This window comes from Kitasatospora sp. NPDC017646, from assembly GCF_044329365.1.
In the GTDB taxonomy this organism is placed as follows: domain Bacteria; phylum Actinomycetota; class Actinomycetes; order Streptomycetales; family Streptomycetaceae; genus Kitasatospora.
Map to the genome: position 1 here is coordinate 18875 of NZ_JBIRJC010000037.1, position 24848 is coordinate 43722.

27 protein-coding genes and 3 pseudogenes are annotated in these 24848 nt (G+C 72.3%); 16 read left to right on the forward strand and 14 right to left on the reverse strand.

From position 1 onward, the window contains the following. Nucleotides 1-330: 330 nt before the first annotated feature. Nucleotides 331-1821 carry a 30S ribosomal protein S1 gene (gene rpsA / locus ACH4J0_RS34415; protein WP_238740199.1) on the forward strand — a complete coding sequence of 497 codons (1491 nt, stop codon included), beginning with the start codon at nucleotides 331-333 and terminating at the stop codon, nucleotides 1819-1821. 224 nt (nucleotides 1822-2045) lie between these two features. After that, a complete protein-coding gene (locus ACH4J0_RS34420; RefSeq protein WP_396244988.1) occupies nucleotides 2046-4259 on the forward strand; it encodes an MMPL family transporter in 2214 nt (737 codons plus the stop codon). A 3-nt stretch (nucleotides 4260-4262) separates the two neighbouring features. Here ACH4J0_RS34420 and ACH4J0_RS34425 read toward each other — a convergent pair whose 3' ends face one another. Continuing rightward, nucleotides 4263-4703: a MarR family winged helix-turn-helix transcriptional regulator gene (locus ACH4J0_RS34425; RefSeq protein ID WP_396244990.1), complete on the reverse strand. Its 441-nt coding sequence runs from the start codon at nucleotides 4701-4703 to the stop codon at nucleotides 4263-4265. Nucleotides 4704-4765: 62 nt separating this feature from the next. On the opposite strand from ACH4J0_RS34425, the gene ACH4J0_RS34430 reads away from it, so the two are divergent. The 3 genes from ACH4J0_RS34430 to ACH4J0_RS34440 all read left to right on the forward strand — a co-directional run bounded on the left by ACH4J0_RS34430 (nucleotide 4766) and on the right by ACH4J0_RS34440 (nucleotide 6858). Beyond that, nucleotides 4766-5410 carry an MBL fold metallo-hydrolase gene (locus ACH4J0_RS34430; protein ID WP_396244992.1) on the forward strand — a complete coding sequence of 215 codons (645 nt, stop codon included), beginning with the start codon at nucleotides 4766-4768 and terminating at the stop codon, nucleotides 5408-5410. Nucleotides 5411-5442: 32 nt separating this feature from the next. After that, nucleotides 5443-6042 carry a dephospho-CoA kinase gene (gene coaE, locus ACH4J0_RS34435; RefSeq protein ID WP_396244993.1) on the forward strand — a complete coding sequence of 200 codons (600 nt, stop codon included), beginning with the start codon at nucleotides 5443-5445 and terminating at the stop codon, nucleotides 6040-6042. A 276-nt stretch (nucleotides 6043-6318) separates the two neighbouring features. Then, nucleotides 6319-6858, forward strand: coding sequence for a GNAT family N-acetyltransferase (locus ACH4J0_RS34440; protein WP_396244995.1), 540 nt, complete (start codon nucleotides 6319-6321; stop codon nucleotides 6856-6858). Nucleotides 6859-6882: 24 nt separating this feature from the next. On the opposite strand, the gene ACH4J0_RS34445 is transcribed toward ACH4J0_RS34440, so the two are convergent. After that, nucleotides 6883-7611 (reverse strand): hypothetical protein, encoded by a 729-nt coding sequence (locus ACH4J0_RS34445; RefSeq protein ID WP_396244996.1) that lies wholly within the window; start codon nucleotides 7609-7611, stop codon nucleotides 6883-6885. 79 nt (nucleotides 7612-7690) lie between these two features. On the opposite strand from ACH4J0_RS34445, the gene ACH4J0_RS34450 reads away from it, so the two are divergent. Together ACH4J0_RS34450 and ACH4J0_RS34455 are read left to right on the forward strand one after the other, a co-directional pair. Continuing rightward, nucleotides 7691-8572: a LysR family transcriptional regulator gene (locus ACH4J0_RS34450; protein WP_396244997.1), complete on the forward strand. Its 882-nt coding sequence runs from the start codon at nucleotides 7691-7693 to the stop codon at nucleotides 8570-8572. 127 nt (nucleotides 8573-8699) lie between these two features. Then, nucleotides 8700-9254, forward strand: coding sequence for a hypothetical protein (locus tag ACH4J0_RS34455; protein WP_396244999.1), 555 nt, complete (start codon nucleotides 8700-8702; stop codon nucleotides 9252-9254). Nucleotides 9255-9378: 124 nt separating this feature from the next. On the opposite strand, the gene ACH4J0_RS34460 is transcribed toward ACH4J0_RS34455, so the two are convergent. The 3 genes from ACH4J0_RS34460 to ACH4J0_RS34470 all read right to left on the reverse strand — a co-directional run bounded on the left by ACH4J0_RS34460 (nucleotide 9379) and on the right by ACH4J0_RS34470 (nucleotide 12690). Further along, nucleotides 9379-10182: a hypothetical protein gene (locus ACH4J0_RS34460; protein ID WP_396245000.1), complete on the reverse strand. Its 804-nt coding sequence runs from the start codon at nucleotides 10180-10182 to the stop codon at nucleotides 9379-9381. A gap of 597 nt (nucleotides 10183-10779) precedes the next feature. Further along, nucleotides 10780-12045 carry an alpha/beta hydrolase gene (locus ACH4J0_RS34465; RefSeq protein WP_396245002.1) on the reverse strand — a complete coding sequence of 422 codons (1266 nt, stop codon included), beginning with the start codon at nucleotides 12043-12045 and terminating at the stop codon, nucleotides 10780-10782. A 120-nt stretch (nucleotides 12046-12165) separates the two neighbouring features. Beyond that, nucleotides 12166-12690: a DUF6879 family protein gene (locus ACH4J0_RS34470; protein WP_396245004.1), complete on the reverse strand. Its 525-nt coding sequence runs from the start codon at nucleotides 12688-12690 to the stop codon at nucleotides 12166-12168. A gap of 46 nt (nucleotides 12691-12736) precedes the next feature. Here ACH4J0_RS34470 and ACH4J0_RS34475 point away from each other — a divergent pair. Next, nucleotides 12737-12967, forward strand: a pseudogene (locus ACH4J0_RS34475) (MerR family DNA-binding protein); the annotation flags it as partial. Nucleotides 12968-12977: 10 nt separating this feature from the next. Here ACH4J0_RS34475 and ACH4J0_RS34480 read toward each other — a convergent pair. After that, complete coding sequence (locus ACH4J0_RS34480) at nucleotides 12978-13832, reverse strand: helix-turn-helix transcriptional regulator (RefSeq protein ID WP_396245005.1); 855 nt, start codon at nucleotides 13830-13832, stop codon at nucleotides 12978-12980. Nucleotides 13833-13999: 167 nt separating this feature from the next. Between ACH4J0_RS34480 and ACH4J0_RS34485 the strand changes: the two genes are divergently transcribed. Continuing rightward, nucleotides 14000-14776: an SDR family oxidoreductase gene (locus ACH4J0_RS34485; protein ID WP_396245007.1), complete on the forward strand. Its 777-nt coding sequence runs from the start codon at nucleotides 14000-14002 to the stop codon at nucleotides 14774-14776. On the opposite strand, the gene ACH4J0_RS34490 is transcribed toward ACH4J0_RS34485, so the two are convergent. The 3 genes from ACH4J0_RS34490 to ACH4J0_RS34500 form a co-directional block, all read right to left on the reverse strand. Continuing rightward, nucleotides 14751-15713 carry an aminoglycoside phosphotransferase family protein gene (locus ACH4J0_RS34490; RefSeq protein ID WP_396245008.1) on the reverse strand — a complete coding sequence of 321 codons (963 nt, stop codon included), beginning with the start codon at nucleotides 15711-15713 and terminating at the stop codon, nucleotides 14751-14753. The two genes, ACH4J0_RS34485 and ACH4J0_RS34490, sit on opposite strands and share 26 nt — an antisense overlap. A gap of 83 nt (nucleotides 15714-15796) precedes the next feature. After that, a complete protein-coding gene (locus ACH4J0_RS34495) occupies nucleotides 15797-16006 on the reverse strand; it encodes a DUF397 domain-containing protein (protein ID WP_396245009.1) in 210 nt (69 codons plus the stop codon). Beyond that, nucleotides 16003-16857, reverse strand: coding sequence for a helix-turn-helix domain-containing protein (locus tag ACH4J0_RS34500; RefSeq protein WP_396245010.1), 855 nt, complete (start codon nucleotides 16855-16857; stop codon nucleotides 16003-16005). Before ACH4J0_RS34500 ends, ACH4J0_RS34495 begins: the two co-directional genes overlap by 4 nt. Nucleotides 16858-17104: 247 nt before the next feature. Here ACH4J0_RS34500 and ACH4J0_RS34505 point away from each other — a divergent pair, with 247 nt between their 5' ends. The 3 genes from ACH4J0_RS34505 to ACH4J0_RS34515 are packed head-to-tail and all read left to right on the forward strand — an operon-like array spanning nucleotide 17105 to nucleotide 17948. Beyond that, nucleotides 17105-17500, forward strand: coding sequence for an ATP-binding protein (locus ACH4J0_RS34505; protein WP_396245012.1), 396 nt, complete (start codon nucleotides 17105-17107; stop codon nucleotides 17498-17500). Then, a complete protein-coding gene (locus tag ACH4J0_RS34510; RefSeq protein ID WP_396245013.1) occupies nucleotides 17497-17775 on the forward strand; it encodes a hypothetical protein in 279 nt (92 codons plus the stop codon). Before ACH4J0_RS34505 ends, ACH4J0_RS34510 begins: the two co-directional genes overlap by 4 nt. Continuing rightward, nucleotides 17772-17948, forward strand: a complete 177-nt coding sequence (locus ACH4J0_RS34515) for a hypothetical protein (protein WP_396245015.1) — start codon at nucleotides 17772-17774, stop codon at nucleotides 17946-17948. The genes ACH4J0_RS34510 and ACH4J0_RS34515 overlap by 4 nt, the downstream gene beginning before the upstream one ends. 499 nt (nucleotides 17949-18447) lie before the next feature. Here ACH4J0_RS34515 and ACH4J0_RS34520 read toward each other — a convergent pair whose 3' ends face one another. Then, complete coding sequence (locus ACH4J0_RS34520; RefSeq protein WP_396245016.1) at nucleotides 18448-18882, reverse strand: SRPBCC family protein; 435 nt, start codon at nucleotides 18880-18882, stop codon at nucleotides 18448-18450. Nucleotides 18883-18989: 107 nt separating this feature from the next. Between ACH4J0_RS34520 and ACH4J0_RS34525 the strand changes: the two genes are divergently transcribed. Beyond that, the gene (locus ACH4J0_RS34525; protein ID WP_396245017.1) at nucleotides 18990-19628 is read left to right on the forward strand and encodes a formylglycine-generating enzyme family protein; all 639 of its coding nucleotides are present in this window, start codon (nucleotides 18990-18992) and stop codon (nucleotides 19626-19628) included. Between the two features lie 37 nt (nucleotides 19629-19665). Here ACH4J0_RS34525 and ACH4J0_RS34530 read toward each other — a convergent pair. Then, nucleotides 19666-19833 (reverse strand): annotated as a pseudogene (locus tag ACH4J0_RS34530) (transposase); the annotation flags it as partial. Nucleotides 19834-19947: 114 nt separating this feature from the next. On the opposite strand from ACH4J0_RS34530, the gene ACH4J0_RS34535 reads away from it, so the two are divergent. Then, the gene (locus tag ACH4J0_RS34535) at nucleotides 19948-20454 is read left to right on the forward strand and encodes a GNAT family N-acetyltransferase (protein WP_396245018.1); all 507 of its coding nucleotides are present in this window, start codon (nucleotides 19948-19950) and stop codon (nucleotides 20452-20454) included. A 13-nt stretch (nucleotides 20455-20467) separates the two neighbouring features. On the opposite strand, the gene ACH4J0_RS34540 is transcribed toward ACH4J0_RS34535, so the two are convergent. After that, nucleotides 20468-21085, reverse strand: a complete 618-nt coding sequence (locus tag ACH4J0_RS34540) for a phosphotransferase (protein ID WP_396245048.1) — start codon at nucleotides 21083-21085, stop codon at nucleotides 20468-20470. Continuing rightward, nucleotides 20986-21396, reverse strand: a pseudogene (gene soxR, locus ACH4J0_RS34545) (redox-sensitive transcriptional activator SoxR); the annotation flags it as partial. The gene ACH4J0_RS34540 and the pseudogene soxR, both read right to left, overlap by 100 nt. 56 nt (nucleotides 21397-21452) lie before the next feature. Here soxR and ACH4J0_RS34550 point away from each other — a divergent pair. Continuing rightward, nucleotides 21453-22160, forward strand: a complete 708-nt coding sequence (locus ACH4J0_RS34550) for a thiamine pyrophosphate-dependent enzyme (RefSeq protein WP_396245019.1) — start codon at nucleotides 21453-21455, stop codon at nucleotides 22158-22160. Between the two features lie 58 nt (nucleotides 22161-22218). Next, nucleotides 22219-23112 carry a transketolase family protein gene (locus ACH4J0_RS34555; protein WP_396245020.1) on the forward strand — a complete coding sequence of 298 codons (894 nt, stop codon included), beginning with the start codon at nucleotides 22219-22221 and terminating at the stop codon, nucleotides 23110-23112. Between the two features lie 4 nt (nucleotides 23113-23116). Here the strand turns inward: ACH4J0_RS34555 and treZ are convergent, their stop codons facing one another. Further along, nucleotides 23117-24847, reverse strand: coding sequence for a malto-oligosyltrehalose trehalohydrolase (gene treZ / locus ACH4J0_RS34560; RefSeq protein ID WP_396245021.1), 1731 nt, complete (start codon nucleotides 24845-24847; stop codon nucleotides 23117-23119). Nucleotide 24848 lies beyond the last annotated feature (1 nt).

Genomic DNA, 24848 nt, shown 5'->3' on the forward strand with positions numbered 1-24848 from the left:
GCCCCTTCGGGCGCCACCGCGAGGTGCGCAATCGGAGGATATGGCCTGATCCGTACCGGGCTCCACCGTCTTGCCTCTCTTGGCGTTGACCGTGCCTGGCCGTCCCCGTATGCTACAAGTTGCGCTGCGGGCCTGCGCGCCTCGGACGGAGCAGGTCGCGCTCGCATCTGTCGAAGACCCCACGGTCGCAAGACGGACGCCGGTTTCTCGTTGTTCACGGGATCCCCGGTGCGCCGTGCTCTTGGCTGTCCGGCTTTCGGTGGGAGCGATACGGGCCCTCCGCGTGGCATTACCTACGACTTTCATGTCCGTACCGGAGCCCTTTTCCTAATGACGAGCCCCACCGACTCCTCCCTCAGCACCACCCCGCAGGTCGCGGTCAACGACATCGGCGACGCGGACGCGTTCCTCGCCGCGATCGACGAGACCATCAAGTACTTCAACGATGGCGACATCGTCGAGGGCGTCATCGTGAAGGTCGACCGTGACGAGGTCCTCCTCGACATCGGTTACAAGACCGAGGGCGTCATCCCGTCCCGCGAGCTCTCGATCAAGCACGACGTTGACCCGCACGAGGTCGTCGCCGTCGGTGACAACATCGAGGCCCTGGTTCTCCAGAAGGAGGACAAGGAGGGTCGTCTCATCCTGTCCAAGAAGCGCGCTCAGTACGAGCGCGCCTGGGGCACGATCGAGAAGATCAAGGAAGAGGACGGCATCGTCACCGGTACCGTCATCGAGGTCGTCAAGGGTGGTCTCATCCTCGACATCGGCCTCCGCGGCTTCCTCCCCGCCTCGCTCGTCGAGATGCGTCGCGTCCGCGACCTCCAGCCCTACGTGGGCAAGGAGCTCGAGGCCAAGATCATCGAGCTGGACAAGAACCGCAACAACGTGGTCCTGTCCCGCCGTGCCTGGCTGGAGCAGACCCAGAGCGAGGTCCGCCAGACCTTCCTCACCACCCTGCAGAAGGGCCAGGTGCGCTCCGGCGTCGTCTCCTCGATCGTCAACTTCGGCGCCTTCGTGGACCTGGGTGGCGTCGACGGCCTGGTGCACGTCTCCGAGCTGTCCTGGAAGCACATCGACCACCCGTCCGAGGTCGTCGAGGTCGGCCAGGAGGTCACCGTCGAGGTTCTCGACGTCGACATGGACCGCGAGCGCGTCTCCCTGTCGCTGAAGGCGACCCAGGAGGACCCGTGGCAGCAGTTCGCCCGTACCCACCAGATCGGCCAGGTCGTTCCGGGTAAGGTCACCAAGCTGGTTCCGTTCGGTGCGTTCGTCCGCGTGGACGAGGGCATCGAGGGTCTGGTCCACATCTCCGAGCTGGCCGAGCGCCACGTCGAGATCCCGGAGCAGGTCGTCCAGGTCGGCGACGAGATCTTCGTCAAGGTCATCGACATCGACCTCGAGCGTCGCCGCATCAGCCTGTCGCTGAAGCAGGCCAACGAGGCCCTGGGTGCCAACCCGGCCGAGGTCGAGTTCGACCCGACCCTGTACGGCATGGCCGCCTCGTACGACGACCAGGGCAACTACATCTACCCGGAGGGCTTCGACCCCGAGGCGAACGACTGGCTGCCCGGCTTCGAGAAGCAGCGCGAGGAGTGGGAGCGCCAGTACGCCGAGGCGCAGGCCCGCTTCGAGCAGCACCAGGCCCAGGTCATCAAGAGCCGCGAGGCCGACGCCGAGGCCGCTGCCGAGGGTGGCGACGCCGTCGCCGCTGCCGCCGGTGGCTCCTACTCGTCCAGCAGCGACGAGGGCTCGGGCGCCCTGGCCTCCGACGAGGCCCTGGCCGCCCTGCGCGAGAAGCTGGCCGGCGGCCAGAGCTGAGGCTCTCGCCCCCCGCTAGCTGACAGCTAGGGAACGGGCCCCATCCGGATTCGTCCGGGTGGGGCCCGTTCCGCGTTCCCGGGCGGGGGACGGCGGCTTCGTTTTCCGGTTTGACTTATGTGTGGTTTATGTGTAGAGAAATGTGAGATGAGGCTCATCGCCCTGCTATAGGCCGGAGTTCGGGTTGCACCTACATTGAGTGGAACTGCCCGAAAGGCTCCTCCATGCGCAACCCCTCCACCGCCGCCCCCACCGCTGTGGTCGGCGGCCGGCTCGCCGCGATCGGCCGGTTCTGCTTCCGCCAACGCCGCTGGGTGCTCGGCTTCTGGGCCGTCGTCCTGGTCGTCGGAGTGCTGATCGGGGGCCGGGTCTTCGAGGGGTCGGTGGCCGGGGCCTCCTCCGCCACCGCCGAGGCCGACCGGGGCAGTGCGGTGGTCGCCGCGGCCGATCCGGTCAAGGGCACGCTGACCGCGGTGGTGGACGGCAAGCCGGTGGACGACCCGGCCGTGCGCACCGCCGTCCAGGAGGCAACCGCCGGGATCGCCGCCCTGCCCGGGGTCTCCGGCGTCCAGGACGCGTACGGCCCGGGCCCCGGCCCGGCCGCGCTGCGGGCCGCCGACGGGACGGCGGGCCTGGTCACCGTACGGATGGCCGCCACCGCGACCCCGGCCCAGACCGACGCGGTCACCCACCGGCTCGCCGCGCTGGACGGCACGGGCGGGGCGCACGTGACCGTCGGCGGGGACCTGGTGCTCCAGCAGGAGGTCAAGAAGCAGACCGAGCAGGACACCCGCTTCGGCGAGATGGTGACCCTGCCGCTCACCCTGGTCGTGATGGTGTTGGTCTTCGGCGGCCTGGCCGCCGCCTCCCTGCCGGTGATCGGCGCCGTCGCCTCGGTGGGCGGGGCGCTGCTGGCCATGTTCGGGTTCAGCCGGATCATGGACATCGACACCAGCGTGCTGCCGATCGCCACCGTGCTGGGGCTCGGACTGTCGATCGACTACGCGCTGCTCATGGTGAATCGTTTCCGCGAGGAACGCGGCCACGGTGCGGGCATCGCCGCCGCCGTCGAGCGCACCGCCGCGACCGCCGGACGCACCGTCGCCTTCTCCGGACTGACCGTGGCCGTCGCGCTGTCCGGCCTGTTCGTCTTCACCAGCCCGGTGCTGGGCGCCGTCGCGGCGGCCGGGGTGAGCGTGGTGGTGATCGCGGTCACCGCCGCGCTGACGCTGATCCCCGCGCTGCTCGGCTTCGCCGGTTCGCGGATCAGGACGCCCACCGCGCCCGTCCCGGACGAGGGCTTCTTCAGCCGGACCGTCCGCCGGGTCCGCAAGCGGGCGGTGGCGGTGACCCTCGCCTCGGTGGCGCTGCTGATGGCGGCCGGGGCCCCCTTCCTGCACGCCGAGATGCGCAGCTCCGGAGCCGCCGTGCTGCCCACCTCCTCGGCCGGGCGGCAGGTCGCCGAGACCATCGACCACCGCTTCCCGCAGGTCGCGGCCGCGCCGATCACCGTGGTGGTCGAGGGCGGGGCGCCGGTGGCGCAGGCGTACGCGGACGACGTGGTCGCCAAGCTGCCCGGGGTGAGCGGGGTGCGGGCGGTGACGCCGGTCGGCGACGGGGTATCGACGGTGGACGTGCTGGTGCACGGGGACCCGCAGGGCGGCACGGCCAAGCAGGTGGTGGACGAGCTGCGCGCGGACCGGGGCGGGCTGCGGACGTACGTCACCGGCGGCGCGGCCTCGGTGGTGGACTTCAAGGACGAGCTGCTGTCGCGCGGGCCGTGGGCGCTCGGCCTGGTCGCGGCCGGGACGCTGGTGCTGCTGTTCCTGATGACCGGCTCGGTGGTGATGCCGGTCAAGGCGCTGCTGATGAACCTGCTGTCGCTGGGCGCCTCGCTCGGCGCGCTGACCCTGGTGTTCCAGGACGGGTGGTTCAGCGGCCTGCTCGGGTTCAGTCCGACCGGCGGGCTGGAGACCTTCATCCCGGTGCTGGTCTTCGCCTTCGCCTTCGGGCTGTCGATGGACTACGAGGTGTTCCTGCTCTCCCGGATCAAGGAGCTGACCCAGCGCGGGCACGGCTGTGTCCGGGCGGTGGAGCTGGGCGTCCAGCGCAGCGGTCGGATCATCACCTCGGCGGCGCTGCTGATGGTGATCGTCTTCGCGGGCTTCGCGCTCGGGGACATGCTCATGGTCAAGCAGATGGGCATCGCGCTGGCCGTGGCGGTCGCGGTGGACGCCACCCTGGTCCGCTGCCTGCTGGTGCCCGCCGCGATGAGCCTGTTCGGCGAGTTCAACTGGTGGGCGCCCGCCCCGCTGCGGCGGCTGCACCGGCGGTTCGGGCTGAGCGAGCACGTCGACCTGCCGGAGATCGAGCAGCCGGTGATCCCCACGCAGGGGCAGGGGCAGGTGGAGGCGCAGCGGTCGGAGCTGGTGGCGTGACGGTCAGCTGAGGCGCTGGAGCAGTTCGACGCTCGCGCGCAGCTGGGCCCGTTCCTCGGTGCTGAGCCGGGTCTCGATGGCGGTGGCGATGTGGTGCTCGCGGCGGGCGCGCTGGTCGAGCAGGGCGGCGCGGCCGGCCTCGGTGGCGGCGATCAGCTGCTTGCGGCCGTCGGTGGGGTGGGGCTGCTGGGCGACCAGGCCGGATTCGGTCATCAGCGCGACGGTGCGGGCCATCGACTGGTGGCGCACGCGCCGGCGGTCGGCGAGTTCGGCGACGGTGTAGGAGCGTTCGTCGCGGACCAGCAGGCCGAGCACGGCGGCCTGGTTCGGCGGCAGGTCGTCGTTGTCGCGCAGGGTGCGGACCAGGCTGCCGAGGGCGGCGCGCAGGTCGGCGGCGAGGTCCAGGGTGTCCGGATGCGGGGCGTGTGGGGCGTCGCTGGTCATGGGAGAAGTCTATCCGGAGGATATGCAGCAAAACTGTACAGTCATGCTGTATGGTTTTGAGCATGCGAATCACGAAGTTCGGACACGCCTGCGTACGCATCCAGCACGACGACATCACCCTGGTCGTCGACCCCGGCGCCTTCACCGACCCCGCCGCACTGGCCGGGGTGGACGCCGTCCTGATCACCCACGAGCACATGGACCACTTCGAGGAGTCCGGGCTGCGCGCCGCGCTGGAGGCCGACCCGGTCCTGCGGGTGTGGACCAACGACGCCGTCGCCGCCCAGCTGGAGGGCCTCGGGCGGCGGGTCACCGTGGTCGGCGAGGGCGACGCCTTCGAGATCGGCGGGGTCGGCGTCTCGGTGCACGGCGAGTGGCACGCGGTGATCCACCCGGACGTCCCGCGGGTGAAGAACATCGGCTTCCTCTTCGACGGCCGGCTGTTCCACCCCGGCGACGCCTTCACCGTGCCGCCGCACGCCGTGGAGACCCTGCTGCTGCCGCTCGCGGCGCCGTGGAGCAAGGCCTCCGAGGTGATCGACTACGTCCGGGAGTCGGGCCCCCGCCGGGCCGTCCCGGTGCACGAGGCGACGCTCAGCCCGATCGGGCAGATGGTGGCCACCCGGCTGCTCGGGCCGGACGGGCCGGGCGTGGGCGGCGCGGAGCTGGTGGTGCTCGGGGAGAGCGAGAGCCTGGAGCTGGGCTGACGGTCCCGGTGCCGCGCCGGTAGCCTGACGCCATGCTGAAGATCGGACTGACGGGTGGCATCGGCGCGGGCAAGAGCGAGGTGTCCCGGCTGTTCGCCGCGCACGGCGCGGTGATCGTGGACTCCGACCTGATCGCCCGCGAGGTGGTCGCCCCCGGGACGGACGGCCTGGCGGCCGTGGTCGCCGAGTTCGGCCCGCAGGTGTTGCGGGAGGACGGCACGCTGGACCGACCGGCCCTCGGGGCGATCGTGTTCGCCGATCCGGAGAAGCTCCGGGCGCTGAACGCGATCGTCCACCCGCTGGTGCGGGCCCGCTCCGCCGAACTGGAGGCGGCGGCCGCAGCCGACGCGGTCGTGGTGCACGACGTGCCGCTGCTCACCGAGAACGGACTGGCCCCGCTGTTCGACCTGGTCGTGGTGGTCGACGCCGACGACGAGGTGCGGCTGGAGCGGCTGGTGCGGTTGCGCGGGATGGCCGTGGAGGAGGCCCGGGCCCGGATGGCCGCCCAGGCCTCGCGCACGGACCGGCTGGCGATCGCCGACCTGGTGATCGACAACGGCGGGCCGCTGGAGGCGTTGGCGGCGCGGGTCGACGAGGTGTGGGCGGAGCTGGTGAAGCGGGCCGCCGCGTAGCGCCGACCGGCGCCCCGGGCTCAGGCCACCGTGAGCGGCAGGCGGGCCCGGACGGCGAAGCCGCCCTCCGGGGTCGGGCCGGCGTGCAGGGTGCCGCCGAGGTCGTCGGCGCGGGTGCGCATGCCGTCCAGGCCGTGCCCGCCCGAGGGCAGGGGCTTCTACACCGGGGCCCTCCCGGGATGATCTTCTGGCCGGGCTGGCCGGTATCAGGTGGCCGGTACCAGGTGGTCGGGACGGGACTTGGACGCTGCTCCGCTGGGAATGGAGCATGGAGTGATGAATGATCGTTTTTCTGCGGAACCGCTGGCCGTCGAGCGGATGGAGGGCTACTCCCGTGCCGAACAGGAGGAGATCCTCGGCCCGGGCGAGGATCCGTACGGAGTCGCCTACACCGGGCTGACCTTCCGGCCCAAGGAGATCCACTTCGGCATCCGGGCGGCCGACGGCCGGCTGACCGCCCACACCGGGCTGCTGCCCGTCCCGCTCACCGTCGGCGGCACCGACCTGGAGGCGATAGGCGTGGGCGGGGTGTGCGTCGCGGCCGAGCGGCGGGGCGAGGGCCTGGCGCACGCCGTGGTCGAAGCGGCCGTGGACCACGGGCGCGCGCTCGGCTTCCGGTACGCGCTGCTGTTCTGCCGCCCGCCGCTGGCCGTGTTCTACCGGAGGCTCGGCTTCCGTGAGGTGGCCGAGGAGGTGACGGTCGAACAGCCGGAGGGGCGGCTGGCGGTGATGCCGCTGTGCACCATGTGGCGGCCGCTGGCGGCGGGCGCCGGGTGGCCGGAGGGCCCGGTGCGGCTGCGCTCACTGCCGATGTGAGCCGCTGACCGGGTGTTCGGGCGGTCAGGCGGGCGTCGCCTCGCCGAGTGCCGCGTGGGCGACGGCCGCCTCGGCCAGGGCGCGGATCATCGGGTGGGCCCGGGTGCCGTCGCCGGACAGCTCGGGCTGGAACAGCGAGGCGAGGAAGAACGGGTGCCCGGGCAGTTCCAGGACCCGGACCTGCCCGGACTCGTCCGTCCCGCTGAAGCGCAGCCCGTGGGCGCGCAGCCGGTCCAGGTAGTCGGCGTTGAGGCCGTAGGAGCAGTGGTAGCGCTCCAGGGTGCCGGTGGCGCCGAGGGCGCGCTCGGCCAGGGTGCCGGGGGTGATCACGACGGCGCCCTCGTGGCCGACCAGGGAGCAGGCGAGCGGAACGATCACCTGCTCCTCGCGGTCGGGGTCCTCCTCGCCGTGGACGGCGCCGGTGAGGCCGCAGACGTTGCGGGCGTACTCCAGCACCGCGTGCTGGAACCCGGCGCAGGTGCCGAGGAAGGGGATGCCGCCCTCGCGGGCGGTCCGGATCGCGGCCAGGGCGCCCGCCTCGCTGCGGTACGGGCTGCCGGGCAGCAGCCAGACGGCGTCGAAGCCGTCGAGGGCGCCGGGTGCCCCGGCGTCCTCCGTGGGGATCCAGTAGGCGTCCAGGACGAGCTGGTCGCGGTCGGCGAGGGCGTCGAGCAGGCCGGGGATGCGGGCGTGCGAACGGACGGCGGGGGAGCGGTCGCCGACCAGGGCGATCCGCGGGGTCAGGTAGGTCATGGGGCTATCCTGACCCCGCATTCGAGATCAGCGCCAACGATGATTTCTTACCTATCGATCAGATCGGTTGATAACCCCCGTGGATCCGCAGCAGTTGCGCACCTTCGCCACCGTCGCCCGGCTCGCCTCCTTCTCCGAGGCGGCCCGGGAGCTCGGCTACACCCAGTCCGCGGTGTCCCAGCAGATCGCCGCGCTGGAGGCGGACCTCGGCACCGCCCTGCTGGTGCGCCGCCCGGTCGGCCCGACCGTGGCCGGGCGGCGGCTGCTGGAGCACGCCCTTCCGCTGTTGGTCCGCCTGGAGGCGGCGCGCGCCGACGTCACGCGCCTGGCGGGCGCCCCGAGTGCCCGACTGGTGCTCGGTGCCACTCCGTTGGCGGTCGGGGCGTCTCTGGGGCGCGCGCTCGGCGAGGTGCGCCGGGCGTACCCGCAGGTGGAACCGGTGGTCCGGGTGCTCGCCCACGACGTGCTGGCAGCCCGGGTCGCCACCGGCGAGGTCGACCTCGCACTGATCGACGGCCTGGCCGCACCCAGCGACCCGCTGCCGCTGCCCGAGGTCGGCCCGCTGACCACCGTCGCGGTGGACGAGCAGCCCGTCGCCGTCGCCCTGCCGACCGGGCACCCGCTGGCCGGACGCGCCGGCCTCGCCCTCGCCGACCTGTCGGCCGCGCGCTGGCTGGACGCCCCCGACCTCGCCCCGACCGCCGACCGGCTGCGCGCCGCCACCGGCACCGACGGCTTCCGGCCCGCCACCCGCTACCGGGGCACCGACCTGCACGGACTGCTCGCCCTCGTCGCCACCGGGCACGGGCTCACCCTGCTGCCCCAGCCGGTGGCGGCCCGGGCGCCCGGCGTCGACCACGCGCCGATCGCCGCGCCCCGGCTGGTGCACCGCACCGAACTCGTCCACGGCAGCCTGCCGGACGGGCCGGCGGCGCTGCTGGCACGGCTGCTGGTCGACTGAGGCGCGCGCGGATGTGGAGGGGTGGTCACCACTCGTTCACGTCCCGGGGCTGACGGTGGCCGTACGGGCGGTGCTGTCATGGGCACAGTCGCCCGGCGATCGGCCGGGCCGGTCCTGGAGAGCCTTCATGATGCTCCGTCAGCCACTCACCGTCGCCGCCGCGGCCGTCCTCGCCGCCGCCGGGCTCGCCACCGGCACCGCGCAGGCCGCCGCCCCGGCCGCCCACCAGCCGGTCAAGTCCGGTGCGCTCGCCACGAGTTGTTCGCAGGCGCACCTGCCGCTGCCCGACCCGTCCTGCACCCCCGGCGCGTACAACCCGGCCGTCACCCAGGCCACCATCGGGCAGACCATCTGCGTCTCCGGCTGGACCGCCACCGTGCGCCCGCCGACCAGCTACACCAACGCGCTGAAGGCCCAGCAGATCGCCCAGTACGGCTACTCGGACACCAGCCCGGCGGACTACGAGGAGGACCACTTCGTCCCGCTGGAACTCGGCGGCGCGCCGCGCGACCCGCGCAACCTGTGGCCCGAGCCGCGCTACGGCAACCAGCCGGCACAGAGCAAGGACTCGGTCGAGACCAGACTGAAGAACGCGGTGTGCGGCCACAAGGTGACCCTGGACGCCGCCCGGAGCGCGATCGCGAGCGACTGGACCACGGCGCTCAGCCGCCTGGGGCTCTGAGCCGGCGGGCAGAGTGATGCCGCCCGGTCCGTCCGGTCCCCTGTGCCGGACGGGCCGGGCGGCCGTCTGTGTGGGTGGTGCCCAAGTGCTGCCGGTGCTCCGAGGGTTACGGGCTCCGCAGGTGTTACTGGTGTCCGTCGCAGCCCGGGAAGGCCTCGCACAGCGGGGCGCTCATGCCGGTGGCGACGTACTTGTCCTCCGGGCCCTTCCAGGCGTCCTTCGGTTGGGCGCCGCCCTTGGTGGTGGCCCAGACGGACAGCTCGCTGACCCACCCGCCGTCGGAGGTGACGTACTCGTGGAGGGTGGCGGTGGAGCCGTCCTGCTGCGGGACGGTGAGCACGGCGGCGAAGTAGGGCGCGCCGTCCGCGCTGTCGACCTTCACGGTGGCGCCGGGCGCGGTCTTGGCGCAGGACTTGAGCGCGTCCTCCAGGTTGTCCGCCGCCAGGTTCGTCAGCTGCTTGGTGCCGCTGCTGTGGGTCGGGTCACCGTGGACGAGCAGGGTCTGCTGGGCGGTCCAGCGGTCGCCGCCGAAGCCGACCGAGGCCTTGGCGGCCGTTCCGGTGAACTGCCCCTCCTGGTCCTTGGTGGGCGCGGTGTGGCACAGCTCCATGCCCTTGAACGTGACCGCTCCGGTGACCGGCTTGGCGTTGGCGGCCAGCGGGGCGTAGTGGTACGTCTCGTCCATCGGGATGCCCTTGGTGTCCATCCAGGCCTTGGCCGGGATGCCCTTGCCGTCGGGCTTGGACGTGCTTGCGCCGGTGGCGGGCGCTCCGGTGGGCGCCGTGCCGGTCGCCGCGGCGCTGGTCGCTGCGGGGGCGGCGGTCTTGCCGCCGTCCTGGCCGCTGTTGTCCGGGCCGCAGGCGCTCAGGGCGCCCACGCAGAGCAGGGCGGCGGTGGTGGCGGTGACCAGTCGGGTGCTGCTGCGCAACTGACGATTCCTCGCGTGTCCGGTGTCGTGGTTCCGGGCGGAGGCCGGGGCCGGTGGCACGTCGGCCGTCCGTCCCCGCCGCCCGGTCGACCCGTGCCTGCGGGCACTCGACATGGCTGTTCCTCCCCCGTTTGGTGCTGCCGTCAGGCCCCCTGGCTCCGCAGCTCACCGCGGGTCTGAGGGTTGGTCAGAGCGGGCGCTGCGTTGACGGCGGACGAAACTTATGCCACGGGAGCGCCGGGAGCAAAGCGGGATTCCCACCCGGGGTCGGGGGAGTGCGGCAGTTGCAGCGGGCCGGTGGGGAACGTGTGTGCGGCCGCGGCGGAAGCCATGGGCGGGACGCGGCCCCGGCCCGCGGATCCGCCCGCGCCCCGACACCGCCGCGCCCGCCGGATCCCTTGCCGGGCGCGTGGTCCGGCGGTGGATCGCACCCGTCCGGAGCGGCGCGGCCGGCACGGGTGGGGGCGGCCGACACCAAGGCTTTCCCCAGGCCGTGAGCGGGCGGGATCCCACCCACGGTGCGTGTCGGAGCGTCGGCGCAGGGTGGTGGTGCGGGTGCGGCCGGTACGGAATCCGGACGGAATCCGGACCGGGCCGTTACGGCTGGGGGTGGGTCCCCGGGACGCCGAGTTGGGCGGCGAGCCAGGGGAGGGCCTGGGTGAAGGTGGCGGCGCCGGTCTGCCAGGTGTGCTTGCCCGAGCCGACGGCGGAGGTGGTGCGGATGCCGTCCCGCTTGGCAGCCGCCTCCAGGGCCTTGGCGGACTCGATCTGGCCGTGCTCCTCGTCGCCCTGGCCGAAGAAGCCGGAGACGCCCTGGTACTTGGGGTGGTGGGCGAGCACGGTCAGCGGGTCGTGGGCGGCCCAGGCAGCCGCGTCGCCGCCGTACAGCTCCTGGATGGTGTGGTCCTTGTCACCGATGTACGGGCCCTTGTCGCCGGAGAAGTCGCCGAAGTGGGTGAAGCGGTTGGGGTGTTCGACGACCAGGTCGACGGCGCAGGTGCCGCCCATCGACCAGCCGGCCACACCCCACTTGTGCGGGTCGGTGGCGGCGTTGAAGGTCTTCTGGATGTACGGCGGGACGTCCTTGAGCAGGTGGCTCTCGGAGTTGCCGTGCGGCCCGTCCACGCACTCGGTGTCCACCCGGAAGCCGCCGGTGGCGTCGACGAAGACCAGGATCGGGGAGAAGCCGTTGTGCTTGGCGGCGAACTCGTCGGCGGTCTTCACCGCGTTGCCGGAGCGGATCCAGTTGTCGGGTGCCGCGAACTCGCCGCCGATCATCTCCAGCACCGGCAGCTTGGGCCGGCTCTGGCTGCGGAACCAGGCGGGCGGCAGGTAGACCAGCTCCTGGCGGTGGGCGAAGCCGCTCGCGGTGTCCGGGATGTCGACCTGGACGATGCGGCCGGTCCTGGTCTTGCCGTGGATCGAGCCGAGTTCGGCCAGGGTGATCTGGTCCGGCAGCGGCTGTCCGCTGAGCTCGCCGATCGCGTCGTCGATCGTCGGGTAGTAGCCGGTGGCGATGTTCACGCTGTTCGCGGCGCAGAACAGCGCCAGCAGCGCGGTCGGCGCCACCAGCGCCCGCCGCCACCACCTCGCGCCGCGCCAGCCGAAACCCAGCACGGAGAACGCCGCGATCGCCACCCCGCTCCACAGCCACACCCCGAACGGGATCGGATCGGTGATCCCGCCCAGGGTGAGCACCCCGGCGGCGACGACCGCGGTGACCGCGAGCGCCGTGCCGAGCGCGATCGGCCCCCACTTGCGCTGCCAGTTCCGGTCCCGCCAGCCCACCGTGACCACGAGCAGGGCGAGAGCGGCGGCCTGGACCGTCCAGGGGAACCAGCCGTCGAGCAGGGAGACGTTCATGCGCGGAGGCTAGGCGCGGCGGATGAGAACGGGCTAAAGAAGCTGACCGTCCGCTGATCAGATGCTGGGAGCGGGCTGGAAGCGGAGCCGGGGACGGCGTGTCCCCGCGCGGGCGCGCCGTCAGACGGTGAAGCGGTCGTGCGGGGTCCCGCGCTCCCAGACGGCCTCGTAGGCGGTGGAGACCGTCTTCACCACCTCCGGGTCCTCGGTGAACTCGTGTCCGGCCCAGTCGCCGTCGCCGGTGAACCAGTGGAAGAGGACCAGGCGGTCGTCGATCAGCCAGAGGTCGTTGCCGGGGAGGGCGAGGTCGGAGGCGAGACGGCGGGGGAGCCAGCGGACCTGTTCCCCGGCCGCGATGTTGGCGGTGGTGAGGGCGTGCTCCCAGCGGATGTAGTCCGTCACGGGCTCGGAGACGATCCGGGCCCGGCGCAGGACGACGCCCCGGGCGACGGTCTCCCGCACGAGGGGGAGCCAGCCGGCCCAGAAGCCGGAGCCGGGATCGAGGTCGACCGCGCCGGAGCGCTTGAACTCCTTGAAGGCGGCGGCCTCGTCGGCGACGCCGTAGACGTCACGCATCTCCAGGTGGACCGCCGTGCGCCGCGCGCCCCTCAGCAGGGCGGAGAAGTCCGGCACGTTCTGCGTCATCGCACACCTCTCACGGGGTGGTGGGGTCGGGATCGTTGCGGCGGGTGAGACGGTGACCTGGCTGCACTACGTCCGCACCGCGCAGACGCTCGGCTTCACGCTGGCCGGGATCGCCCAGCACGGCGCGCAGCTGCGCGACGCGCCCGACAGCGCCGAGGCGCTGTCCGTGCTGCTCCAGGACAAGATCCGGATCATCGACGAGCGCATGGCCTCCCTCGCCGCGCTGCGGGCGGACCTCGACGCGCGCGTGGGCACCGGATGCCCACTGCGCGGCTGAGCCGGACGGGTCAGCCGGCGGGGACCTCGGGCGCGGTCCAGCTGGCCATCAGTCGGAGTGAGTTGGCGGTTTCGGAGCCCGGTTCGACGTTGTAGACGCACAGGGTCTGCTCCGCGTCGCCGGGTACCTGGAAGGACTCGTAGGAGAAGTGCAGGGCTCCGACGAGGGGATGGTGGTAGTGCTTGGCGCCGTGGGTGCGGCGCAGTACCCGGTGGTCGTTCCACCAGCCGGTGAACTCCAGGGACTTCAGCGTCAGTTCGCCGACCAGGTCGGCGAGCCGGCGGTCGTGCGGGTAGCGGCCCGCTTCGAGCCGGAGGACGGCCACGGTTTCGGCGGCGATCCGCGCCCAGTCGCCCACGCGCTCGCGTGCCCGGGGGTCGAGGAGGTAGTAGCGGGCCAGGTTGCGGCGGGTGGCGGGCAGGGCGTCGAAGTCCGTGAGCACCTCCCGGGCGAGCCGGTTGGAGGCCAGTACGTCGGTGCGCCGGCCGAGGATGAACGCCGGTACGTGGTCGAGGGTTTCGAGCATCAGGTGCAGTCCGGGCCGGACCCGTTGCGTCTCGGCGGGGGCGCGGCGAGGGGACCGGGTGCCGGAGCGCAGGAGGTCGGTGAGGTGCTCGCGTTCGGTGTCGTCCAGGCGCAGTGCGCGGGTGATCGCGTCGACGACCTCGGGGGAGGGGTTGCGGGCGCGGCCCTGCTCCAGGCGCGTGTAGTACTCGGTGCTGACGCCGGCCAGGCGGGCCACCTCGTCCCTGCGCAGGCCGGGCACGCGGCGTACGCGCCCGTCGGCGGGCAGCCCGGCTTCGCGGGGGGTGACGCGGGCACGGCGTGAGCGCAGGAAGCCGGCGATCTCCTTGGTGCGGTCCATGAAGCCCATTGTCGGTGGAGCGGAGGGATGGTGGCGGGGCCTTGGGTGGCCCTGCTGGTACCTGCCTGGGTGGGGCCGGTTATGGCGGTCCGGGGGGTCGGTTCGGGGGCTGTACTGGATCTGCGGCCGGCGGGGATCGGTCGTCACTCCCCTGGAAGGAAAGCATCATGTCCACGAACTCGTCGCTCCAGCCGCTGGCCGGTCGTGTCGCCGTCGTCACCGGGGCCTCCAGCGGCATCGGTGAGGCGTCCGCCGAAAAGCTGGCGTCGCTGGGTGCCCGCGTCGTCGTCCTGGCGCGGCGGGCCGAGCGGCTGGCTGAGCTGGTCGAGCGGGTCGAGGAGAACGGTGGCGCTGCGTCGGCGATCGCCGTCGATGTCACCGACGCTGCTGCTGTGCGGGCCGCCGCCGAGCGGGTGGAGGCCGAGTTCGGCGGTGCCGACCTGCTGCTGAACAACGCCGGCGTGATGCTGCCGGCTCCGATCGAGGAACTGGCGACGGACCAGTGGAAGCAGCAGATCGACCTGAACGTCACCGGCCTGATGAACGCGATCGGTGCCTTCACTCCGCAGCTGGTGAAGGCTGCGGGGGAGCGCGGGGTGGCGGACCTGATCAACACCTCGTCCATCGCGGCTCAGAACATCTTCCCCAACTTCGCGGTGTACTCGGGGACCAAGGCGTACGTCTCCCACCTGTCGCGCCACCTGCGGACCGAGTTGGGGCCGAAGAAGGTGCGCGTCTCGGCGGTGGAGCCGGGGATCGTCGCCACCGAGCTGCAGAGCCACGTGACGGATCAGGGTGCGCTGGAGTGGCTGGAGGGGTCGAAGGAGACCGTGGAGTGGCTCACGCCGGAGGACGTGGCGGAGCTGGTCGGTGTGATCGCGACGCTTCCGGCGCGGGTGAACCTCCAGCAGGTCACCATCATGCCGACGGGGCAGGCCAGTTAAGCGGTGGCGCTGCGGACGTGTCACGGGCGGTGCTGACGAGGCGGCGCAGGGCGGCCTGAGCGGGTGGCCCCCAGGTGGCTTTGCCGCCGGGGCGGTTGTGACGGCCGGCCTCGCCGACGAAGATGCCGCCGAGGGCACGGATGAGGGCCCAGCCTCGGGCGCGGCGCAGGGTGGCGGGGTCGGGGGCGGGCTGGTAGGCGTGGTGGAAGAGGTCGGCGGCGCCGTCGGGGAGCAGGTTCCAGGGGGCGGCGAGGTCGCAGGCCGGGTCGCCCGCGCAGAGTTCGCCGAAGTCGATGACGCCGCAGAGGGTGCCGTCGGCGGTGAGGACGTTGGCGGGGTGGAGGTCACCGTGGATCCAGCGGGCCGGGCCGGTCCAGGGCGGGGCGGTGACGGCGTCCTCCCAGATGGCGAGGACAGCGTCCGGGTCGGGGATCAGGCCCAGGTCGGTGGCTGCGGCGAGGCCCTTGGTGAACTGCTCGGCGTGAAGGGCCAGCGGGCCGCCGCGTCCGTCGCGCCCGGCGGGGGCCGAGGCGGGGGCGGGCTGGTGGAGGGCGGTGAGGAAGGCGGCCAGGGTGCGGGCGGCCTCGGCGGCTCGGGTGACGGGCGCGCGGTCGGCGGGGGTGCCGGGGACCCAGGTGGTGATCAGCCAGGGGTGGGGGAAGCGCTCGGAGGGTTCGCCGAGGCGCTGCGGGAAGGGGACCGGGAGGGACAGCGGCTGTGGGAGCGCGGGCAGCCAGGCGTGCTCCTTGCGCAGCATGGCGCCGGCGGAGGAGGTTGCCCAGGGCAGTCGGACGGCGAGGTCGTCCCCGAGCCGCCACATCTGATTGTCCCAGCCCAGTGCCCCGAGGCGGAGGGGGAGGTGGGAGAGGTCGGGATGCTGGTCGAGGAGGAGGCGGTGGATGAGGTCGGCGGTGATCTCCGTGGGCGTGTGGGTCATGGAGGAACGGTAGTTGAGGCCGACGGCCGGGCGTACGAGAACGGGCGGCTCCGCGTGTGACGCGGAGCCGCCCGTGGTCTGTGTCAGCGGGCGGAAGAGAAGTCGCCGGCCCGGATGCCGGCCACGAACGCCCGCCAGGCCGCAGGAGAGAAGCCGAGGGCCGGGCCGTGGGGGTCCTTGCTGTCGCGGACCGGAACGAGGCCGGTGATGCCGTCGGCGACCTCTATGCAGTCGCCTTGGCCGTTGCTGTAGGTGCTCTTTCGCCAGTTGGCGATCTGGAGCTCTTGATTCATGGGGAGTACTCCTCTGCGACTTCCCTCAACCATGCGATGGACCTCTCGGGTTGGACCGATGACGCCATGAGGCGATGGAAGGCGTCCTCATGGCGGGCGATCTCCTGCGGCCGTTCCGAGTAGATGCTGCTGGTAGTCGCCTCGGAATACGCCACGCTGCCGGGGATGTCGTTGAACGAGAGAATGGAGAACGACGCGCCCATCGCCGCGTGTGCACCGGCGGAGAACGGCAGGACCTGAATCGTGATGTTGGGGTGCGCATCCGCCATCGCGGCCAGGTGATTCAACTGTTCGGTCATGTCCTGATTGCCACCCACCGGCCGCCGTATGACGGCTTCGCCGATGATCGCCCAGAGTTGCGGAGGCTCATGGCGATCGAGGATCCGCTGGCGATCCATCCGCAGGGCAACCCGTCGCTCGACTTCCTCGGCGGACTCGGTCGGATTCATCGCCCGGATCACATGCCGTGCGTATGCCTCGGTCTGCAGTAGTCCCGGAACCAACTCGCACTGGTAGGTCACGATCCTCGCCGCGTCCGACTCGAACCCCACGTATGCGCGGAACCAGTCCGGCAAGGCGTCGCCGTAGGCGTGCCACCAACCTTGCTGGCGGCTCTGGCGAGTCAGGTTGAGGAAGCGCTTCACCTCATCCGGTGAAGTGACGCCGTAATGGGCCAGGAGCTTCGCAGCGTCGCGCTCTTGTAGTGGGACCAACCCGCTCTCGATGCGGCTCAGCTTCGAAGCGGACCAATCGAGTGCGGCGGCGACGTCCTTGGCGTTCATCTCACGAGACGCCCGCAACTTGCCGAGTTCGCTGCCGAGCCTACGCCGCAGCACGGTCGGACTGCTCATGCGTCACACTCCCTGCCCGGTGGCTTCCTTGCATAGTTTGCCATCACTCCTGGAGTCCAATCTCGGTTCATGATCGAGCAATTGCATGACGGAAGCAGTTGCATGCAATTGCTTCTCCAGGGCATGCTACAGGGAGTAGCCCGTCGGATCGCCTGAGTGATCGAGACTGGCCTGCTGCCGGGCATTCCCTTGCCTTCGCCCGGTCGTCGCATGGCTTCAACCCCTCTCTCTGGAAGGTGCCTTCGCCATGTCTCGAAACTCCTCCTCCACCACCTGGCTCCCGCGCAGCCGTCGCTCGCCCGCCGTCGCGCGGCAGCGGCTCTCCGTCCTCCTCTCCTCCATCCCGAACGGGGACCGCTTCCTTGACTCCGGGCTCGTGGTCACCACCGAGTTCGTCACCAACGCCGTCCTGCACGGCACCCCGGTCGGCCACCTCATCTACTTCGCCCTCGACGTCGACCCCACCCGCCTCCGCATCGAGGTCCACGACGCGCGGGGCGACCGCCTCCCCGCGCTCTCCTCGCCCGGTCTCGACGGTGAGACCGGGCGAGGACTCCACCTCGTCGACTCCCTCACCAAGCGCTGGGGCTGCTGCCCGCGCCGACCCGTGGGCAAGATCGTCTGGGGCGAGGTGGCCGCGTGAGGGCCGACCACGAGATCCGCGTCGAAATCCCCGGTTCCAGGCCCCCATTGGTCCGCACCCTCAGCCCCGACGCGCTCGAATCCCTCTGGAACTCGATCTGCTGCCGCCCGATGTCCCGGCTCCAGCGTGAGATCCTGGAGCGCGCCCTCACCGGCCCCTGCGCCGAACGCAACATCGTCCGTCACCTCGCCGCCCACCCGTGCCTCGTCCTCCCTTTCGGCGACTGCGAGCTGCGCATCAGCTGGGCCAACACCGCCGAGGGGGCCCCGGCGTGATCGACCGCCTCCGGGACCACTGGTTCCAGCACTGGTCCCGCACGCCCGTCGCCCGCCTCCTGCGCGCCGAACGACGCCGCCTCCGAACCGAGTTGGCCCGCAGACTGCCCGGAGCCTCCGCAGCGGTCCGCCAGCGCGTGCTCGCGTCGATCAGGGACACCGAATCCACCTGATTGCGTCCACTCCAACCGAAGTTGCTGTGGCCGGCCGTCCGAGGGCTCGACCCGACAGGGCGCCGGGCCGACCGGCCTCATCGTTTCCTGCCCCCGCCGGCGACGACCGTGGTCGGCGGGGGTGAACTCCACGCAGGCTCTGGCGGCGGTGGCCGTCCCGCCGATTCCGCCGCGCCGTCGCAGCAGTACGACGAGGCCCCACTCGGCCGCGACGGCTGGGTGAGGCCTCTCTCGTTCCGGCGGGAATCCCCGTTCGGCCGCGGGGTGTCAGGTGCGGCTGACGTGGGCGGTGGCGGTCGCCGCGCCGGGGACGGTGGCGCGTACCCGGACCCGGCCCCGGACCCGGAAGGTGCGCGGAGGGACGGGGGCGGGCCGCGGTCAGGCTGGGGACGGTCCGGCGATCCGCCCGTTCACGACGTGGCGCACTGCGCCGGACGGGCGCGGAATGCCGCCGAGCAGGCCAAAGTGCCGCCCGGGCGGCATCCGGCCCGATCCGAGGTCAGCCCGAGAAGCGCTCGCGCAGGCCCGCGAGGCCGGAGGTGAAGACGCCGTGGACGCGTTCGGTGGAGTCCTTGCGGTGATCGGGCTCGATGTCGTAGCTGACGCTCCACTCCACGAAGCTGGCGCCCAGTTCGGTCACCGGGGTGACCCGCAGAGTGGCCCGGTAGCCGTCGAAGTGGAAGGTGCCGTCAGGGAAGCTGTAGGTGTAGCTGCGGGCCTCGGTGTCGTAGGCGAGCAGCGTCTCGTGCAGGACGACGCCGTCGGGCAGCTCGAAGACCCGGACCGATCCGATCGCGTTGCCCGTCAGGCCGTTGCCGAGCCGGCTGGGCGGCAGGTGGGGGTGCCAGTCGCCGAGGGCGTGGAAGTCCCCGACCAGCTCCCACACCCGCTCGGCGGGGGCCTCCACCACTGTGCTGACCGTCAGGACCGCCATAACTGGTGCCGCCTTTCCTTCGGTTGGTGAGGAGCTAATTCTGATGTCACGTCAGATGGTGCCGCCAGGGGGCGAGCCGATCGGGGCGGGCCGTAGGATCGCCGATCATGGAACCGAGTACCGGACTGATCGCCGTTCCGCCCGGCCGTGTCACGCTCTCCGACCGCCGCACCCAGCGGACGTGGAGCGTGGAGGTGGCCCCGTTCGAGCTGGCGCCCTGTTCGGTCACCCGTGAGCAGTACGAGGGCCTCGCGGGCGACCGCCGCCCCGCGCACAGCGTTTCCTGGCTGGACGCCGTCCACCACTGCAACGAGCTGTCGCGGCGCGAGGGCCTGGCGCCCGCCTACCGGGTGGACGGCGAAGAGGTCTCCTGGGACGGCGGCGCCGACGGCTACCGGCTGCCGACCGAGGCCGAGTGGGAGCACGCCTGCCGGGCCGGGACGGACGGCCCGCGCTACGGCCCGCTGGACGAGATCGCCTGGCACCGCGGCAACTCGGGCGAGCGCCCGCACTCCGTCGGAGAGCTGCGGCCCAACGCCCACGGGCTGTACGACCTGCTCGGCAACGTGTGGGAGTGGTGCTGGGATCTCTACGACCCCGAGGTGTACGGCAGTTACCGCGTCCTGCGCGGCGGCGGCTGGTTCGACGAGCACTGGAGTTGCCGCGCCTCCGTCCGCCGCCGCAGCCACCCGACCCTGCGGATCGACGACGTGGGCTTCCGGCTCGCGCGGTCGGCAGGGGCTTAGAAGTCATCTTGTTACGTCCCGTAGCGGCGGACCGTCGTCATGTCTGCCGTGAGAGGTGCCGGTAGCAGATGAGTGCTGCGGCGATGCCGGCGAAGGCGGCGAAGTGGTCGGCCTTGTACTCGCAGCGGCGGTGGAGTCTGCGGAAGCCGTTCAGCCACGCCACCGTCCTCTCGATCACCCAGCGGTGCCGGCCAAGGCGCGTGGAGGCTTCCAGCCCACTCAAGACTCCAAACGAGATGTCTTCCTCGGAACCAGGCGGAGATTCCGGCGGAACCCCCTCGGCGGGCCGCGCGTTGGCGCCTGCGTGAACGATGAAGCGGTGTCCCTGCGTCCGATAGCCGAAGCCGACCTCCCCGCGTTCGGCCGGCTGGTCAACGACCCCGAGGTGATCGGCGAGTTCCAGTGGTTCGGCTGGCGGGACCCGGAGCGCTTCCGGCGCCGGTGGGCGGAGCACGGGCTGCTCGGCGACGACCAGTGGATCTTCGCGGTCGTGGCCGGCGAAGAGTTCTGCGGCTTCGTCGCCGCCAGGCGGAAGGGGATGCTGCCGACGGCGCCGTTCTGGAGCATCGGCATCCAGCTGATGCCGCAGGCGCGCGGACGGGGCATCGGTACGCAGGCCCAACGGCTGCTGGTGGACTACCTGTTCGCGCACACGCCGGCGATGCGGGTGGAGGCGGACACGGACGTCGACAACATCGCGGAGCAGCGCGCCCTGGAGCAGGTCGGCTTCACCCGGGAGGGTGTCCACCGTGCGGTGACCTTCCGGGCCGGGCACTGGCGCGACGGGGTGTTCTACGGCATGCTGCGCACCGACCCGAGGCCCTGATCGAAGGGGCCCTTCAGGCGATCCCGAACCACTCCGGGGCGAGGTCCTCCGGGGTCCGGGCAGAGGGCTCCAACTCCTCCAGGTACCACGGCAGGTCGCCGTACACGTGCAGCAGCGTGTACGCCATGAGCAGCCGCGGTTCGAAGGGGCGGCCGTAGGCGGTGAGCAGCCGCCCGAGCAGGTGCGGGTCGGCGCGGGTGGTGAAGAGGCCGACGGCGACCAGGTCGTAGGCCGGGTCGCCGATCATCGCGGGCTCGAAGTCGATCAGGCCGGTGAGCCGCCAGCGGCCGTCCGGGTCGGCGATCAGGTGCTCGCGCATGAACTCGGTGTGCAGCAACGATCGTCGGGTGGCGGCCGAAAGGCTCTTCAGGGCGTGTCGGCCCTGGGGCCGCGGCCGCGCGGGACGTCCGTCGGGACGTTCGCCTGGACGTCCGCCCGGGCGGGTTCCGGGCCGGTGGCCGGGTCGCGGGTGAGCAGGTAGCGGGCGCCGGGGCCGGCCTGGGCGGCCCGGTCGTCGGCGTTGTAGAGGGCGCAGCGGGTGAGCGAGAGGCAGCCGCAGCCGATGCAGCCGGTGAGTTTGGCCTTGAGCAGTTCGAGTTCGGCGATCTGTTCGTCGATCCGGCCCTGCCAGGACGCGGCGACGGCGGTCCACTCGGCGCCGCTGGGGGCGGGGCGCTCGGGCAGCCGGTCGAGGGCGACCCTGGCCTCGTCCAGGGAGAGTCCGACCCGCTGGGCGGCCCGGACGAAGGCGATCCGGCGCAGCGTGCCGCGCAGGTAGCGGCGCTGGCCGCCGGAGGTGCGGGTGGCGTGGATCAGGCCGAGGCTCTCGTAGTAGCGCAGCGCGGAGGCGGCCAGGCCGCTGCGGGCGGCCAGCTGGCCGATGGTGAGCAGGTCGCCGGAGCGCGGGCCGGTGGTGCGGACGCCGTCGGGTATCGCGGTCATGGGGGCTCACTGTAGCCGCTTGACCTCAAGCTCGCTTTAAGTTGCACGATCGGTGCATGACGACGAAGACAGAGACGGCGGCCCCGGCCCGCTTCGAGGACCTCCAGCCGCTGATGGCCCTGATGACCGGCGACGAGAAGCACGACGTCGCGGCCACCTCCACACTGGACGCGCTCTGGGTGCTGTACGACCGGGTGCTGCGGGTCACCCCGGGCACCGCCGAGGCGCAGGACCGCGACCGCTTCCTGCTCTCCAAGGGCCACGGCCCGATGGCCTACTACGCCGTGCTGGCCGCCAAGGGCTTCATCGATCCCGCCGTGCTGCCGAGCTTCGGCGGCTACGACTCCCCGCTGGGCTACCACCCGGACCGCACCCTGCTGTCCGGCGTGGAGATCTCCTCCGGCTCGCTCGGACACGGCCTGCCACTGGCCGTCGGCACCGCGCTCGGCCTGCGGGCGCAGGGGCTGACCGACCCGGCGGTGTGGGTGCTGGTCGGCGACGCCGAGTTCGACGAGGGCTCCAACCACGAGGCGGTGGCCTTCGCCGGCGCCTACGGGCTGGACCGGCTGCACGCGGTGGTGATCGACAACTCCTCGGCCACCCATGGCTGGCAGGGCGGGATCGCCCAGCGGTTCGCCGCCGAGGGCTGGTCGACCGCGACGGTGGACGGCCGCGACCACGAGGCGCTGCACCGCGCCTACACCACCGCGCACCCGGGCCGCCCGCACGTGGTGGTCGCCCGGGTCGAGCCGAAGTACTCCTGATCGCGCCGGCGCCACGAGAGATCACGCCAACACCCCCAGAACGAAAGGCACTTACCCCATGGACACCATGCGCGAGCGCTTCGTCGACGTCACGACCCGCCTCCTGGACGAGGACCCCCGGCTGGCCGTGGTGCTCGCCGACATCACCGCCGCCGCCTTCGAGCCCGCCCACGAGCGCCACCCCGACCGGGTGGTCAACGTCGGCATCCGCGAGCAACTGCTGATCGGCGCGGCCGGCGGCCTGGCGCTGAGCGGGATGCGGCCGATCGCCCACACCTTCGCCAGCTTCCTGGTCGAACGGCCCTTCGAGCAGCTCAAGTTGAGCCTGGTCCACCAGGGTGTCGGCGCCGTCCTGGTCAGTGCGGGCGGCTCCTACGACAACCCGGCGGCCGGCCGTACCCACATGTCCCCGGGCGACGTCGCCCTGCTGGACACCCTCCCGGACTGGACGGTGCACGTCCCCGGCCACCCCGAGGAGGCCGAGCGGCTGCTGCGCCACGCCGTCGCCGACGGCGACCGCAACGTGTACGTCCGGCTCTCCAACCACCAGAACACCGCGCCCGTTCCGGTCGAGCCGGGCCGCTTCACCACCGTGCGCACCGGCACGCGCGGCGTGGTGCTGGCCGTCGGCCCGATGCTGGACGCGGTGCTGGCGGCCACCGAGGGGCTGGACGTCACCGTGCTGTACGCGGCGACGGTGCGCCCCTTCGACACCGCCGGTCTGCGCGCCGCCATGGGGGAGCGCACGGACGTGGTGCTGGTGGAGCCGTACCTGGAGGGCACCTCGGCGAACGAGGCGCACGCCGCGCTGGCCGACCGCCCGCACCGGGTGCTGGCCCTGGGCGTGCCGCGCGGGGAGCACCGGCACTACGGCTCGATGGCCGAGCACCTGGCCGCCTACGGCCTGGACGCCTCCTCGCTCAAGGAGCGGATCGCCACCTTCCTCTGGTGAGCGGTCAAGTGAGCACCACGGCGACGGAGTCCGCCGCCAGCCGCACCGCCGCGCCCTCCACGGAGGCCGCGCCGAAGGCCGCCACCACCTCCCGCCCGGAGGCCGCCAGCGGCAGCGCCGCCCCGGACGGGCCGAGGTTGACCGCCACCCGGTACGGCCCCCGGTGCACCACCAGCCAGCCCGCCGCCTCGTCGAAGGCGACCCGGACGGCGCCGAGGTCCGGGTCGGCCAGCTCGGGGCGTTCGCGCCGCAGTCGGATCAACGTCCGGTACCACTGGAGGAGTTCGGCGTGCGGGGCGCGCCGGGCCTCGGTCCAGTCGAGGATCGAGCGCAGCACGGTGGCCGGCTCCTGCGGGTCCGGGACGGCCTCGGCGGCCCAGCCGTGCTCGGCGAACTCCCGGCGCCGACCGTGCCGGACGGCCTCCGCGAGGTCCGGGTCGGTGTGGTCGGTGAAGTACTGCCAGGGGGTGGCTGCGCCCCATTCCTCGCCCATGAACAGCATCGGGGTGAACGGCGAGGTGAGCACCAGCGCGGCCCCGCAGGCCAGTCGCCCGGCGGGCAGCGAGGTGGAGATCCGGTCGCCGAGCGCCCGGTTGCCGACCTGGTCGTGGGTCTGGAGGTAGCCGAGCAGCCGGTGGCCGCCGCCGGGACCGAACGGCCGCCCGTGGCTGCGCTCCCGGAAGGAGGACCAGGTGCCGTCGTGGAAGAACCCGCGCCGCAGCGTCTTGGCGAGGGCGGCGAGCGGCTCGCGCGCGAAGTCCCCGTAGTAGCCCTGGGATTCGCCGGTCAACGCGCAGTGCAGGGCGTGGTGGAAGTCGTCGCTCCACTGCGCGGTGAGTCCCTGGCCGCCGGCCTCGCGGGCGGCCGTGGTGCGCGGGGTGTTGAGGTCGGACTCGGCGATCAGGAACAGCGGGCGGTTGCTCGCGGCCGCCAACCGCTCGACCTCGTGGGAGAGTTCCTCCAGGAAGTGGACGGCCCGGTCGTCCGCCAGAGCGTGCACCGCGTCCAGTCGCAGGCCGTCGATCCGGTAGTCGCGCAGCCAGGCCAGCGCGCTGCCGATCAGGTAGGCGCGCACCTCGTCCGAGCCGGGCGCGTCCAGGTTGACCGCCGAGCCCCACGGGGTGTGGTGCCGGTCGGTGAAGTACGGGCCGTACGCCGGAAGGTGGTTGCCGGACGGGCCGAGGTGGTTGTGCACCACGTCGAGCACCACTCCCAGGCCCTTGCGGTGCGCGGCGTCCACGAAGCGCTTGAGCCCCTCCGGCCCGCCGTAGGGCTCGTGCACGGCCCACAGTGACACCCCGTCGTAGCCCCAGCCGTGCCGGCCCGGGAACGGGCAGACCGGCATCAGCTCGACGAAGTCCACTCCCAACTCGACCAGGTGGTCCAGCCGTTCGGCGGCGGCGTCGAAGGTGCCGCGCGCGGTGAAGGTGCCGACGTGCAGCTCGTACAGCACCGCGCCGGGCAGCGCGCGGCCGCGCCAGCCGGACTGCGACCAGCGGAAGGCGGCGTGGTCCACCGCCCGGCTGGGGCCGTCCGGGCCGTGCGGCTGCCGGGGCGAGCGCGGGTCGGGCAGCGGCGGGCCGCCGTCCAGCCGGAAGGCGTAGTCGCCCTCGGGCGCCTCGCCCGTCCACCAGCCGGCCCGCTCGGGGCAGCGGGCCAACGCGTGGGCGCTGCCGTCGACCTCGACCGAGACCGAGGAGGCCGCGTACGGCGCCCAGACCTCGTAGCGAGCCATC

Bases quoted from the DNA above. Each gene is read 5' to 3' on its own strand.
- rpsA (WP_238740199.1), top strand. From the start codon at position 331: ATGACGAGCCCCACCGACTCCTCCCTCAGCACCACCCCGCAGGTCGCG.
- ACH4J0_RS34420 (WP_396244988.1), top strand. From the start codon at position 2,046: ATGCGCAACCCCTCCACCGCCGCCCCCACCGCTGTGGTCGGCGGCCGG.
- ACH4J0_RS34425 (WP_396244990.1), bottom strand. From the start codon at position 4,703: ATGACCAGCGACGCCCCACACGCCCCGCATCCGGACACCCTGGACCTC.
- ACH4J0_RS34430 (WP_396244992.1), top strand. From the start codon at position 4,766: ATGCGAATCACGAAGTTCGGACACGCCTGCGTACGCATCCAGCACGAC.
- coaE (WP_396244993.1), top strand. From the start codon at position 5,443: ATGCTGAAGATCGGACTGACGGGTGGCATCGGCGCGGGCAAGAGCGAG.
- ACH4J0_RS34440 (WP_396244995.1), top strand. From the start codon at position 6,319: ATGAATGATCGTTTTTCTGCGGAACCGCTGGCCGTCGAGCGGATGGAG.
- ACH4J0_RS34445 (WP_396244996.1), bottom strand. From the start codon at position 7,611: ATGACCTACCTGACCCCGCGGATCGCCCTGGTCGGCGACCGCTCCCCC.
- ACH4J0_RS34455 (WP_396244999.1), top strand. From the start codon at position 8,700: ATGATGCTCCGTCAGCCACTCACCGTCGCCGCCGCGGCCGTCCTCGCC.
- ACH4J0_RS34465 (WP_396245002.1), bottom strand. From the start codon at position 12,045: ATGAACGTCTCCCTGCTCGACGGCTGGTTCCCCTGGACGGTCCAGGCC.
- ACH4J0_RS34470 (WP_396245004.1), bottom strand. From the start codon at position 12,690: ATGACGCAGAACGTGCCGGACTTCTCCGCCCTGCTGAGGGGCGCGCGG.
- ACH4J0_RS34480 (WP_396245005.1), bottom strand. From the start codon at position 13,832: ATGGACCGCACCAAGGAGATCGCCGGCTTCCTGCGCTCACGCCGTGCC.
- ACH4J0_RS34485 (WP_396245007.1), top strand. From the start codon at position 14,000: ATGTCCACGAACTCGTCGCTCCAGCCGCTGGCCGGTCGTGTCGCCGTC.
- ACH4J0_RS34490 (WP_396245008.1), bottom strand. From the start codon at position 15,713: ATGACCCACACGCCCACGGAGATCACCGCCGACCTCATCCACCGCCTC.
- ACH4J0_RS34495 (WP_396245009.1), bottom strand. From the start codon at position 16,006: ATGAATCAAGAGCTCCAGATCGCCAACTGGCGAAAGAGCACCTACAGC.
- ACH4J0_RS34500 (WP_396245010.1), bottom strand. From the start codon at position 16,857: ATGAGCAGTCCGACCGTGCTGCGGCGTAGGCTCGGCAGCGAACTCGGC.
- ACH4J0_RS34505 (WP_396245012.1), top strand. From the start codon at position 17,105: ATGTCTCGAAACTCCTCCTCCACCACCTGGCTCCCGCGCAGCCGTCGC.
- ACH4J0_RS34520 (WP_396245016.1), bottom strand. From the start codon at position 18,882: ATGGCGGTCCTGACGGTCAGCACAGTGGTGGAGGCCCCCGCCGAGCGG.
- ACH4J0_RS34525 (WP_396245017.1), top strand. From the start codon at position 18,990: ATGGAACCGAGTACCGGACTGATCGCCGTTCCGCCCGGCCGTGTCACG.
- ACH4J0_RS34550 (WP_396245019.1), top strand. From the start codon at position 21,453: ATGACGACGAAGACAGAGACGGCGGCCCCGGCCCGCTTCGAGGACCTC.
- ACH4J0_RS34555 (WP_396245020.1), top strand. From the start codon at position 22,219: ATGGACACCATGCGCGAGCGCTTCGTCGACGTCACGACCCGCCTCCTG.
- treZ (WP_396245021.1), bottom strand. From the start codon at position 24,847: ATGGCTCGCTACGAGGTCTGGGCGCCGTACGCGGCCTCCTCGGTCTCG.